The sequence below is a fragment of the Micromonospora sp. NPDC049275 genome, assembly GCF_043197115.1.
In the GTDB taxonomy this organism is placed as follows: domain Bacteria; phylum Actinomycetota; class Actinomycetes; order Mycobacteriales; family Micromonosporaceae; genus Micromonospora.
On the sequence record NZ_JBICSN010000020.1, the window covers coordinates 81,925 to 93,613 of the forward strand.

9 protein-coding genes are annotated in these 11,689 nt (G+C 71.1%); 3 read left to right on the forward strand and 6 right to left on the reverse strand.

Translation table 11 applies throughout. The annotated features are described in order from the left end of the window. Window positions 1-21 precede the first annotated feature (21 nt). Window positions 22-2,334, forward strand: coding sequence for a BTAD domain-containing putative transcriptional regulator (locus ACGFIE_RS31970; protein ID WP_393301873.1), 2,313 nt, complete (start codon window positions 22-24; stop codon window positions 2,332-2,334). Window positions 2,335-2,441: 107 nt separating this feature from the next. Here ACGFIE_RS31970 and ACGFIE_RS31975 read toward each other — a convergent pair whose 3' ends face one another. The 3 genes from ACGFIE_RS31975 to ACGFIE_RS31985 all read right to left on the reverse strand — a co-directional run bounded on the left by ACGFIE_RS31975 (window position 2,442) and on the right by ACGFIE_RS31985 (window position 5,783). Beyond that, window positions 2,442-3,299 carry a glycerophosphodiester phosphodiesterase family protein gene (locus ACGFIE_RS31975; RefSeq protein WP_393301903.1) on the reverse strand — a complete coding sequence of 286 codons (858 nt, stop codon included), beginning with the start codon at window positions 3,297-3,299 and terminating at the stop codon, window positions 2,442-2,444. Continuing rightward, window positions 3,300-3,515: a hypothetical protein gene (locus ACGFIE_RS31980; RefSeq protein ID WP_393301876.1), complete on the reverse strand. Its 216-nt coding sequence runs from the start codon at window positions 3,513-3,515 to the stop codon at window positions 3,300-3,302. It abuts the gene before it with no gap. 201 nt (window positions 3,516-3,716) lie between these two features. Beyond that, window positions 3,717-5,783 carry a PQQ-dependent sugar dehydrogenase gene (locus ACGFIE_RS31985; RefSeq protein WP_393301879.1) on the reverse strand — a complete coding sequence of 689 codons (2,067 nt, stop codon included), beginning with the start codon at window positions 5,781-5,783 and terminating at the stop codon, window positions 3,717-3,719. Window positions 5,784-6,658: 875 nt separating this feature from the next. Between ACGFIE_RS31985 and ACGFIE_RS31990 the strand changes: the two genes are divergently transcribed. Further along, window positions 6,659-7,705: a polysaccharide deacetylase family protein gene (locus ACGFIE_RS31990; RefSeq protein ID WP_393301882.1), complete on the forward strand. Its 1,047-nt coding sequence runs from the start codon at window positions 6,659-6,661 to the stop codon at window positions 7,703-7,705. A gap of 82 nt (window positions 7,706-7,787) precedes the next feature. Here the strand turns inward: ACGFIE_RS31990 and ACGFIE_RS31995 are convergent, their stop codons facing one another. From ACGFIE_RS31995 to ACGFIE_RS32005, 3 genes are all read right to left on the reverse strand, one after another. Beyond that, a complete protein-coding gene (locus ACGFIE_RS31995) occupies window positions 7,788-8,573 on the reverse strand; it encodes a SigB/SigF/SigG family RNA polymerase sigma factor (RefSeq protein WP_393301906.1) in 786 nt (261 codons plus the stop codon). Between the two features lie 2 nt (window positions 8,574-8,575). Beyond that, window positions 8,576-9,091 carry an STAS domain-containing protein gene (locus ACGFIE_RS32000; protein WP_393301884.1) on the reverse strand — a complete coding sequence of 172 codons (516 nt, stop codon included), beginning with the start codon at window positions 9,089-9,091 and terminating at the stop codon, window positions 8,576-8,578. 114 nt (window positions 9,092-9,205) lie between these two features. Further along, a complete protein-coding gene (locus ACGFIE_RS32005; protein WP_393301886.1) occupies window positions 9,206-9,952 on the reverse strand; it encodes a GAF and ANTAR domain-containing protein in 747 nt (248 codons plus the stop codon). 395 nt (window positions 9,953-10,347) lie between these two features. Here ACGFIE_RS32005 and ACGFIE_RS32010 point away from each other — a divergent pair, with 395 nt between their 5' ends. Beyond that, on the forward strand, window positions 10,348-11,547 hold the full coding sequence (locus tag ACGFIE_RS32010) for a zinc-dependent alcohol dehydrogenase (RefSeq protein ID WP_393301889.1): 1,200 nt from the start codon (window positions 10,348-10,350) through the stop codon (window positions 11,545-11,547). Window positions 11,548-11,689: the final 142 nt, after the last annotated feature.

An 11,689-nucleotide genomic window follows, 5' to 3' on the forward strand; every position in this document is an offset into this window, starting at 1 on the left:
GAGAGAACACAGGAGCGGTGCATGTCCGGAGACAATGTCAACCATGCCTGGCGCCCGTCGACGCCGGCTCGCAGCGAAGGTGGGGGCGAGGCATCGACCGCGGAACAACACCGTACGGGTGGTGACCCGGGGCGGGCGCTGCGTCACCTCGCCGCCGCCGGTGACCGCGCGGCCGCACACCTGTGGCTCGCCACCCAGCCCGACCTGCTCGCCGCGACACCCGACCCGGCCGACGCCCCGGCCGCGGAGATCTGGCGGGCGGCGCTGCGGCACCACCTCGCCGGGGAGCCGCACCTGGCCGCGGCCCGTCTGGCGACCGCGCCGATCGGCGCGACCGGCCCGCATGCCGTCCAGATGTACTGCCACGCGGCGGTACACCACCTGCTCGACGACGACCTCGAGCGGGCCAGCGCCGACGTCGAGGAGGCCGCGCGTGCCGCCCACGCGTGCGGCGTCCCGTCCGCCCACCAGGCGTACGCCCGCATGGTCGTGCTGCTCGCCGCCGCCACCGGCGACGCGGCGGCGACCCTCGGGCGTGCGGAGGCGACCGACGGGCTGCGTCGCGCGGATGCCGACCTGTTCCGGTTGATGGTCCACCTGGATCTGGCCGGCCATCTGCTGTGGGCCGGCGACGCCGCCGACGCGCTGCGGCACGCCGAGGCGGCCGTCCGACTGACCGAGGTGGCAGGCGACACAGGCTACGAGCCGTACGCGCTGACCCTCGCCGCCGTGGCGAAGTGTCAGCTCGGTCGGTTGGAGGAGGCGCTCGCCGACGGCGCCGCCGGTCAACGCCTGCGGGAGCTGGCGGGGGTCGCCGCCGACGAGGCGATCTCGCTGGCCGCCCTCGGGATGGTGCACCGCCGCCGGCGGGAGCCCCGGCAGGCTCGGCAGGCGCTGGAGAGCGCCCTGGCCGCGGTGGGCAGCGGTCAGCCGCGCATCGTCTCGTCGGCCTGGGTCCTGGCGGAGCTGGCGCGTATCCGAGCCGCCGACGACCTGTGCGCCGCGCAGGAACTGGCCGAACGAGCGGTCACGATGGCCCGCGAGCCCGAACGGCCGTACGCCCTGCTGGCTCGCGGCTGGGTGGCGCTGCTGCGGGGTGACACCGCCGCCGCCCACTTCGACGCCGCCGAGGCCCGCACCGGCGCCACCGTCGGGCGGCGACGCGCCACCCTCGTCGAGGCGCTCCAGCTCACTGTGCTCGCGGCGGACGACCCGCGCGCGTCCGCCGGGCTGCTCGACGACGCCGCCGCGCTCTGCCGGGAACTGGGCGACCCGGCGGAGGAGGCCACAGTCGCGCTGATCGCCGCGCGGTTGCAGGGGCGGCAGGCCCGCCGGGGCGCCGAGGGCGCCGAGCAGAAGCTGCGCCGCTGCGGGGTACGCCTGGACCCGGGCGTCGCCGACGGGCTCACCGCGATCACGCTGCGCGTACCGGCGGTGGTCATCCACACCCTGGGCGACTTCCGGGTGTTCCGGGCCGGTGCCGTCGTCCCGTACGGGGAGTGGCAGTCGAAGAAGGCACGGGATCTGCTGAAGATCCTCGTCGCGCACCGGGGACGTGCCGTGCCCCGGGCCCGGCTGATGGAGTTGCTCTGGCCCGACGAGTCGCCGTCGCGTACCGCGAACCGGCTGTCGGTGCTGCTGTCCACGTTGCGCCGTGTGCTGGGCACCGGCCGCCGCACCAGCGGTCGGGGGGCGGTGCTGGCCGACCGGGGGTCGGCGGCGATCGACCTGGACGTGATCGACGTGGACGTGGAGACGTTCCTGACCGCCGCCGAGGAGGCGCAGGTAGCCCTGCGGGGCGGCCACCCGGACACGGCCCGTGCGCTGGTCCGCGCCGACGAGCTCTACGGCGGGGACTTCCTCGCCGACGACCCGTACGAGGACTGGGCGCAGCCGCTGCGGGAGGAGGCGCAGGTCGCCCACACCAGCGTGCTGCGGGCCCTGGCCCAGCACGCCTCGGACACCGACCAGAAGCTGGTCTACCTGATGCGGCTGGTGCACCGGGACCCGTACGACGAGGACGCCCACCTGGAGTTGGTGCAGGTGCTGCGCGCGGCCGGACGGCACGGCGAGGCGCAGCGGCGCTACCGCACGTACGTCGAGCGGATGCGGGAGTTGGGCATCGCGCCGGCCGGCGGCGAGGAGACCGAGGCACAGCCCACCGGGTCCGGCGCCGGGAAGCCTGGCGAGCCGGGGGCACGGGTGACCCGGTGGCGGGCACCGGCCGCGCAGACCCGACCGTGGACGACGGAGTTGGGCGCCGCCCACCACCCGGGCGGCGTCCCGGCGCAGCGAACGGGGACTCCGAGGAGGCTCATTGAGCACCCGGCCTGACCGGCGTTGCGCGCTCGTCGAAGCCGTGGCCTCCTGCCCGGTCACCGAGCGGCCCCGCAAGCGCGCTCAGGCAGCTCACGGGGCCGATGTCGGATCGGGCGTACGGGTCAGTGGCGGGGCTGGTAGCTCTTCGGCAGCCGCATGCCGCGCTCGGCCATGATCGCCCGGACCCGGTTGGGGTAGTTGGTGATGATCCCGTCGACGCCCATGTCCATGAGCGCGGAGACGGTGGCCGGGTCGTCACAGGTCCACGGAATGACCTTCAGGCCCCGCGCGTGCGCCTCGGCCACCATTGTCGCGTCCGGGTAGAAGCGGAAGGTCGGGTCGCTGATGGTGCCGTTCTGCGGGAACCCGTAGTTCGGCGACAGGGCGGTGACGCCGGGGATGGCGGCGGCGGCCTTCACGAAGTCACCGTCGTAGTCGTCGGCATCGATCCCGCCCAGCCAGGGGGACGCGCCCGGCTGGCCGACCTGGAGGAAGTCGTAGTTCGTGAGAGCCACCAGCGGCCACTTCGGCGCGAGGCGGTGCATCACCTTCAGCGCACCCCAGTCGAACGACTGGATGGTGACCTGCTTCTCGATGCCGGAGGCGTGGATCTCCTCGAAGACCCGCCGGACGAACAGCTCACGGGGCGCGGTCTGCTCGGGCGCGCCCGCCTCGACCTTGGTCTCGATGTTCAGGGTGAGCTGCTTGGCCTTGTAGCTCTTGACGAGGCCGAGGACGTCCTTCAACTCGACCATGCGGAAGCCCTTGACCTGCTCCTGCTCGGGGAAGCCCGGAAGCTGCTGGTAGCCGCAGTCCATGGTCTTGAGCTGGGCGAGGGTGAGGTCCTTGATGTACTTGCCGACGTACGGATACATCGGGTCACCGGCCTTGACCGGTGCGGTGTCGGCGCACTTCTGGGCGCTGACCTGGCGGTCGTGGTTGACGACGACCTTGCGGTCCTTGGTGATCTGGGTGTCCAGCTACAGCGTGGTGACACCGAGACGCATCGCCTTGCCGAAGCCCTCCAGCGACTCCTCGGTGGTCATGCCGATGCCGCCGCGGTGGGCCTGGAGGTCGAAGTGGGTCTTCTGGGGGTGCGGCGCGCTGGCGCTGTCGACTGTTGACGCGTGCGCAGCAACCGGAGTGGCGAGCGCGGGCAGAACGGCAAGGCCCGCCAGAACGTGACGCAGGGACATGGTGCAAACCTCAGCTCTTCAGGTGCAGATGCCCTGGTGAGGCTAGGTGGGAGGCCGTCCGGCACGATGACCTCGCCACAAGCGGAGGGTAAACGCTCGCCGAACCTCAGAGGTGCGCGCACCACGGCGGCGCGTCGTCAGCGTGCGGGAGTGCGCCGACGGCCACCGGATCGTCGCGGTGGCCGTCGGCGAACGTCCGCGCTAGTTGCCGAGGGTGACGTGCAGGATGCGTTCGTTGCTGTTGTTCGGGGTGCTGTCCTTGTCACCGGTGGTGGTAGTGGTGAGCCAGAGCCCCCCGTCGGGCGCCGGCTCCACCGTCCGCAGCCGGCCGTAGGTGCCGCTGAAGTACGTCTGCACGTTCGTCAGGCTGCTGCCGCTGATCGCGGCACGGTACATCCGCGTACCGCGGGCGCAGGCGACGTAGAGCGCGTCGCGCACGATCGCGATGCCGGAGCAGGAGCCCTCGGCGGTCGGGTAGGTGCGCGCCGGTGCGATGTAGCCGGCAGTGCCGCAGGTGCCGCTGGTGCCCTCGCAGGCCGGCCAGCCGTAGTTGCCGCCGCGCGTGATCAGGTTCGTCTCGTCCATGATCGAGTTGCCGAACTCCTGCTCCCAGAGACGCCCCTGCGAGTCGAACGCGAGCCCCTGCGGGTTGCGGTGGCCGTAGCTCCACACGTAGTTGCCGAACGGGTTGTCCGACGGGACGCTGCCGTCCGGGTTGAGGCGCAGGATCTTCCCCTCCAGGGTGGATCGGTCCTGGGCGTAGGCGCCGTTCTGCGCGTCGCCGGTGCTGGCGTACAGCTTGCCGTCCGGGCCGAACCGCAGGCGACCGCCGTCGTGGAACTTGTTGCGCCGGATCCCGCTGAGCAGGACCTGCTCGGTGGAGGTGGTGAGCCGGTCGTTCTCCATCTTGATCCGCACGATCCGGTTGTCGCTTGGCGACGTGTGCATGATGTAGAGCCACCTGTCGCTGGCGAAGCTCGACGAGATCGCCAGACCCAGCAGGCCACCCTCACCGTCGGTGCTCTGCACGTTCGGCACGGTGCCCACTGTCGTCTTCGCCCCCGTGGCGGGGTTGAGGTGGATGATGTCGTGCGCGTCGCGGCGGTTGTAGAGGACGGTGCCGTCGGGCAGCGTCACCAGCCCCCACGGGATGTCCGTGTCGGTGGTGACCTGCCGCACCGTGCAGACCGGGTTGGCGCAGCTGGCGCCGGTGCTCACCGTGACTGTGGAGCTGCGTGCCGAGGCGTTGTCCTGACCGTCGCGGGCGACCACCTGGTACTGGTAGGTGGTGTTCGCCGCCAGGCCGCTGTCGGTGAAGGTGGTGGCCGGCGGGGCGCCCGTGACGGTGCCGATCTTCACGCCACCGCGGTAGACGTCGTACGCCCGGACTCCGACGTTGTCGCTCGACGCGGCCCAGCGCAGGGTCACAGTCGTCCCCGACGCGGTGCCGGTGACCTGCGTCGGCGTGCTCGGCGGCACCGTGTCGGCCTGGCACTGCGGCGGCGTGATCGTCACGGTGGAGCTGGCCTGCGACACGTTACCGGCGGCGTCCCGCGCGTTGACGTACAGGCCCCAATTGGCTCCGGGGACGACTGTGAGGCCGGCGGACAGGGTGCTGCCGCTCACCGAGGTCATCAGCTGGCCGTCGTGGTAGATGTCGTAGAACGCCACCGCGACGTTGTCGGTCGAGGCGTTCCACGCGAACGTCACCGAGTTGCAGGTCAACCCGCTCACCCGAGGGTTGCCGGGCGGCGAGGGTGGCTGACTGTCGGTGCTGCCGAGCGACGACGTCCAGCGCTGGTTGGCCTGCCCGTTGCACGTCCAGAGGCCGACGGTGGTGCCGTTGGCGGTGCCGCCGCCGTTGACGTCCAGGCAGAGGCCGGACTGGACACCGACGATGCTCCCGTCGGTGTTGATCCGCCAGCGCTGGTTGGCGCCGCCGGTGCAGCCGTAGACCTGTAGCGCGGCTGGGGCGCTGGTGTCCTGACCGACCACGTCCAGGCACATCGTCGCGTCGTACACCCGCAACTCGCCGGCCGAGGTGAACGTCCACGCCTGGTTGGCCTGACCGACGCAGTCGTAGATGTTGATGCCGGCGCCGGGCGTGCGCGAGTTGCCCACCACGTCCAGGCACCGGCCGGACGCCACACCGACGACTGTCGACGGGCCCGCCGCCGACGCCGGCACGCCGACCGTCACGGCCAGCAGCACCGCCACGGCAAGCGCCGACAGCAGGCGTCGTGGTCTGACTCGGGCGAGATTTCGCATCAGTCCTCCAGGGTCGGGGCATCGGACGGCCCGACCCCCGCGCCGGACGACGCAGCGTCCGACCGGACCGACGAGGAAGCAACATCGACCATCAAAGATTGCGTCGCGGCACCTGTCAACGATCTCACTCCATCAAGGACAAAACCCATCATCGGGGTCACCGTCCGAGGTCGAAACAGGACGCCCCGCCACCGCACGCCGTGACCACGGTGATCCCCCCGCCGGCCGGACCGCCGTGCGGGGCGGTCCGGCCGGCGGTCGGCTCGCCCTGCGGAACACCGTCGGCCAGGGGTCCGGCCGCCCGCCGTCGCCGCCCGGCAGGCCAGGTCGCCGCGAGCGACCCGAATCGACATCCGTCCCGGTCTGTCGATGGCGACAGTATTGGGAGGGCCTCGGGACACTGTCAACGTTTACCGGAAAAGCTGCGGATCGGCTCGTCGGACCCTGAGCCGGCATGCGGCCTGTCTACGCTGGTCACGACCGTGATCTTTTGTGCGGCAACGGGTTCTCCCACGATGCCGTCTGGAGCCGATCGATCGGCTTTGGACCGATACTTTCGGTGGATTTCCGGATCATGGTCGCATGGCTCACCGGGATCAGAGGGCGGCTGACCTCCGTGCCGGACGACTGGGGCAGCATCGTGGCTGCTCCACGCCGGGTCGGACGTACGGCGGACCACCGATGGCCATTGCCGTAGGTTCCGGAAATTGTTGACGCTTCGAAATTCCCGCTGCAATACTCCGATCCATTCTGATCGATACGATCTCCGCTTCCGGCGGGTTCGGTTGATCTCCCCACCACCACCCACCCGTCCGGCTTGGACCGGCTACCCCGCACACCGGGGCGGCACGTCCGGGCCGGTAGAAGGAGCACAGATGAGCACTGTCTCCGCTGGCACGCTCGTACGGTCGAGGCGACTCCGAGCGGTGCTGTCCATCCTCGCCACCGCCGTCGCCACGTGCGGCGTCGTCGTCGTGGCCACGGCGACTCCGTCGAGCGCCGCCACCTGCAACGGCTACGTCGGCCTCACCTTCGACGACGGTCCGACCGGCAGCACCAGCGCGCTGCTGAACGTGCTGCGCGCCAACGGCGTACGGGCCACGATGTTCAACATCGGGCAGAACGCGCAGAACAACAGGTCGGCGGCGCAGGCACAGGTGGCCGCCGGCATGTGGGTCGGCAACCACAGCTGGAGCCACGCCCACATGACGTCGATGAGTCAGTCGCAGATGCAGTCCGACCTGTCCCAGACGAGTTCGGCGATCCAGTCGGCGACCGGCAGCCGACCGCAGCTGTTCCGGCCGCCGTACGGGGAGACGAACTCCACCCTCCAGTCGGTCGCCTCGTCGCTCGGGATGCGGCAGGTGATCTGGGATGTCGACTCGCAGGACTGGAACGGCGCGAGCGTCAGCCAGATCGTGTCGAACGCCAGCCGCCTCCAGGCCGGCCAGGTGATCCTCATGCACGACGGGATCCAGAACACCCGGGACGCGATCGGCCAGATCGTGGCCAACCTGACCAGCCGCAACCTCTGCCCCGGCATGATCTCGCCGTCCACCGGTCGCGCGGTCGCACCCGACGGCGCGACCCCGCCGCCCACCGGTACGACTCCACCGCCCACCGGGACGACCCCGCCGCCGTCCGGCGGCAGCTGCACCGCCACGGCGACGACGCCGAACGTCTGGGGTGACAGGTACAACACCTCGGTCACCGTCAGCGGGACCAGCACCTGGACCGTGGTCGTCGCCCTCACCGCGCCGCAGAAGGTCTCCACCATCTGGAACGGCAGCGCCAGCTGGGACAGCAGCGGCTACGTGATGACCGTGCGCCCCAACGGCGGCGGCAACACGTTCGGCTTCACCACGATGTTCAACGGCAACAGCGGCGCCCGACCGCAGATCCGCTCCTGCACGGCCGGCTGACACCAAGCCGTCCTGCGTGGCGTCGGCCCGGACGCCACGCAGGACCGGAGCGGGCGGAGTGGCGCGGAAGGCCGGCGACCGCCTACGCCGTCAGGTGGGGACGCAGCTTCGCGAGCGCCTTGGACAGGGTGCGACTGACGTGCATCTGGGAGATGCCGGTACGCGCGGCGATCTGCGTCTGGGTGAGGTTGCCGTAGAAGCGGAGGCTGATCACCCTTTGTTCGCGCTCGGTGAGGGCGGCGAGCGCCGGCCCGAGCGCGAGGTGCAGTTCCACCCGCTCGTACTCGTCGTCGAGCTGGCCGAGGGTGTCGCCCAGTTCGGTGTCCTGGTTGGCGGCGGTCGGGGTGGACAGTGAGACCGCGTGGTAGGCACGTGCGCCTTCCAGGGCCTCCAGCACCTCCTCCTCGCTGATGTCCAGCTCGACGGCGAGGTCGGCCACCGTCGGCGACCGTTCGAGCCGATGGGTGAGAAACTGCGTGGCTCGGGTCAGCGCGTTCCTGCGTTCCTGCACCTTGCGCGGGACCCGAAGTGCCCAGGTGCGATCACGGAAGTGCCGTTTGATCTCGCCGGTGATGGTGGGGACCGCGTAGCCGACGAAGTCGATCCCGAAAGCGGTGTCGAAACGGTCCACCGCGTTGATGAGCCCGATGGTCGCCGTCTGGACCAGATCGTCGAGCGGCTCACCCCTGCCGTGGTAGCGCAGGGCGAGGTTGCGGGCCAGCGGCAGGAAGGCCCGGATCACCTCTCTGCGGAGTTCCTGACGCCGTGACGTGTCGACCTCGGTACGAACGTACTCGGCCAGCAGGGCGGCGGCGTCATCGTCGGCGGCCTGCCTGACCTGGTCGCCCCGCGTCGGCGCAACATCCATGATCACGATTCACTCGATCCTTCGAAAGATGTCGGAACCCCCGGCCCGCAGCGCAGCCGGCCGTCCGGCGCCTCCGCGGGTCCGTCGAGAGTGGCGAACAGGTGCTCCACCTGGGTGATCCGCAGTACACGTCTGGTGATGCCGGCGGCACCTCGGATCGAGAAGCGGGAGCCGCCCCGCTTGGCCCGGTCGCCGGCCAGGAGGAGGACGTGCACTCCCGCGGCGCTGAAGAAGTCGACAGCCGCGAGGTCACAACAGACGTCGGGGTGGCTGTCCAGGGCGTTGTGGAGCGCCGCCGCAAGCAGCGGGGCGGTGTCCATGTCGACGTAGCCCGCCGGTGCGACGATCAACCGGTCGGCGGAGAAGGCGGCGGACGAGTCGGTGGGCTCGGTGTAGCGACGCACGGAGAAGGGCTGCTCCGGAACGGCCGGGGCCCAGAACCCGCCCGGATGGCGACGGGCGGATCGGGTGGGTGTCGCGTGCGGAGGCGGGACAGTCATCTCTACGCGGTCGGTCATGGGCACACGCCTCCCGTTGGAGATCCTGAACAGGACGGGCGCGTGACTTGACCCAATGACACCGTAATAAGGATTTCCGCTGGCCGCCAGTCGACTCGACGGCGGGCGACACGTTCACGGCACGGGGCCGGAAACGCCGCGGTCGCGTCTCGGGCTCGCGGGACGGGCAGCCCGTTCCACCAGAGTGCTCGCCACGTCGCGCAGCTTCCGGTTGGAGTCCTGGGAGACCTTGGCGAGGATGGCGAAGGCCTCGTCGGCGGTGCATCGCCGCTCGCCCATGATGATGCCCTTCGCCTGTTCGATGACGGCCCGGCTCTGCATCGCCGACTGCATCTGCGCGGCAAGGGTGACGGTGCTGTCGTACAGGTGCGCGTTGGCCAGGGCGATGGAGGCGTACCCGGCGAAGGTCTGGGCCAGGGTGAGCGCGTCGTCGTCGAAGGCGGCGGGCGTGTCACCGTAGATGTTCAGCGCGCCGAGCACCGACTCCCGGATCGGCAGGCCTATCGACAGGGAGCTGCCGACCCCGGCCAGAACGGCTCGCGGCGCCCAGCGCGGCCAGCGTTCCTCGACGGACATGTTCGGGACGGACACGACGACGGACTTCCTCGCCGCGTCCAGACACGGGCCCTGGTCGTACTCGTACTGCAGCTCGTCCAGTCGCAGCGCCATCTCGCCGCTGAACGCGGCGGTGTGCGCCCCCTCCTGCCGCATCAGGGTCACCGACACCTCCTCGGCGCCGGGAATCGTCCGTTGCGCGAGTTCGGACACCCGGGTCAGCACTCCGGACAGGTCGGTCTCGCCGAGCTTGATCCGGCCAAGCTCGAAGAACGCCTCGGCGGGATCAACCGGTCGCTGTGCCATGACGTCAAGATCCCTCGGAGCCCGGGGCGCATACCGGTTGCGAGGTGGCGTCGGCAGCGCGCGTGGTGATGGCGCACCGTGGACACGGGGCGCCACACCGAACTCGGCGGTCGAGTCCGGTCGCGCCGCTGCTGGACGCTGACTCGCCGACGCACCGGGCGTCGGCTGCCTGATCACTATACGACGCCGCCCGACGCCGCCCGGAACGCGCAGGTGGGTCGGCTGGCAGGGCGGAAGCGGGCGGCGTCGGCCGAGCGTCCGACGGCGCGGTCCGGAGAGTGACGTCCATCGTGGAGTGGGACCGGCCCGGTCAGCACCGCCAGTCGGGCGTGGGTGGTTTCGGCGAGCACCTGTGGGTACGTGATCGGTGCAGCAAGCCGACGAAGGGACATCCGATGAGGGCCGTCACGTGGCACGGCGTCGGGGACATCCGGTTCTCCGACGTGCCCGATCCGAAGATCCAGGATCCGACCGACGCGATCGTGAAGATCACTACCAGCGCGATCTGTGGCACCGACCTGCACATGGTCCGGGGCACGATGCCCGGCCTGCGACCGGGCGTCGTCCTCGGCCACGAGGCCGTCGGCGAGGTCGTCGAGGTGGGGTCCGGGGTCCGCAACCTCTCCCCCGGCGACCGGGTCATCGTGCCGTCGACGATCGCCTGCGGCTACTGCTCGTACTGCCGCGCCGGCTACTTCGCCCAGTGCGACAACGCCAACCCCGGTGGCAAGCGCGCCGGCACCGCGTTCTTCGGCGGACCCGAGGCCGCCGGCGGTTTCGACGGCCTGCAGGCCGAGTACGCCCGGGTGCCCTACGCCAACGTCGGCCTGGTGCCGATCCCCGACGAGGTCGGCGACGAGCAGGCGATCATGCTGTCGGACATCTGGCCCACCGCCTGGTTCGGCGCCCGCCTCGCCGACGTCCGCCCCGGCGAGACCGTGGCCGTGTTCGGCGCGGGACCGGTCGGCCAGCTCGCCGTCCTGTCGGCGTACCTGCAGGGCGCCGGACGGGTCATCGCCGTGGACGGGCTGGAGGACCGGCTCGCCATGGCCCGCGCCCAGCACGCCGAGGTGGTGAACTTCAACGCCGAGGACCCGGTACAGACCATTGTCGAGATGACCGGCGGCGTCGGCGTCGACAAGGTCATCGACGCCGTGGGCGTGGACGCCGAACGTCCCGCCGAGGGCCCCGCCACCGAGCAGACCGACGAGCAGGCCCAGCAGCTCGACAGCGAGGTCCAGCAGGTCGCTCCGGAGACCGACCCGGCGTGGGCACCGGGTGACGCGCCGAGCCTCGCCGCCCGGTGGGCCGTGCAGGCCGTGGCGAAGGCGGGCACGCTCGGCGTGATCGGCGTCTACCCGCAGACCGTCACGACCTGGCCGTTCGGCGAGGCGATGATGAAGAACCTGACGATCCGCAGCGGCAACTGCCACCACCGCCGCTACATCCCGGAGCTGCTGCAACTGGTCACCAACGGCACCGTCGACCCGGCGCGGCTGTTGACGAAGCACGAACCCATCGGTGACGTGCTGGAGGCGTACCGCCAGTTCCAGGACCGCGACCCGGGCTGGCTGAAGGTCGCCCTCACGGTCTGAGCCACCGACCACGCCGCGGGGCGCCGGCCCCCGCGGGGGCCGGGCCCCGGGCCGGGGTCAGCGCATGGTGGGCCCCCGATCCCCGCCGGCCCCCGCGCCGGCGCCGCCCGCGGCGGCGCCGACCCGGCCGGGGTGGGGGAAG

Excerpts from the sequence above, each read along its gene's own strand:
- ACGFIE_RS31970 (WP_393301873.1), top strand. The coding sequence starts at position 22 with ATGTCCGGAGACAATGTCAACCATGCCTGGCGCCCGTCGACGCCGGCT.
- ACGFIE_RS31980 (WP_393301876.1), bottom strand. The coding sequence starts at position 3,515 with ATGTCCCTGCGTCACGTTCTGGCGGGCCTTGCCGTTCTGCCCGCGCTC.
- ACGFIE_RS31985 (WP_393301879.1), bottom strand. The coding sequence starts at position 5,783 with ATGCGAAATCTCGCCCGAGTCAGACCACGACGCCTGCTGTCGGCGCTT.
- ACGFIE_RS31990 (WP_393301882.1), top strand. The coding sequence starts at position 6,659 with ATGAGCACTGTCTCCGCTGGCACGCTCGTACGGTCGAGGCGACTCCGA.
- ACGFIE_RS31995 (WP_393301906.1), bottom strand. The coding sequence starts at position 8,573 with ATGGATGTTGCGCCGACGCGGGGCGACCAGGTCAGGCAGGCCGCCGAC.
- ACGFIE_RS32000 (WP_393301884.1), bottom strand. The coding sequence starts at position 9,091 with ATGACCGACCGCGTAGAGATGACTGTCCCGCCTCCGCACGCGACACCC.
- ACGFIE_RS32005 (WP_393301886.1), bottom strand. The coding sequence starts at position 9,952 with ATGGCACAGCGACCGGTTGATCCCGCCGAGGCGTTCTTCGAGCTTGGC.
- ACGFIE_RS32010 (WP_393301889.1), top strand. The coding sequence starts at position 10,348 with ATGAGGGCCGTCACGTGGCACGGCGTCGGGGACATCCGGTTCTCCGAC.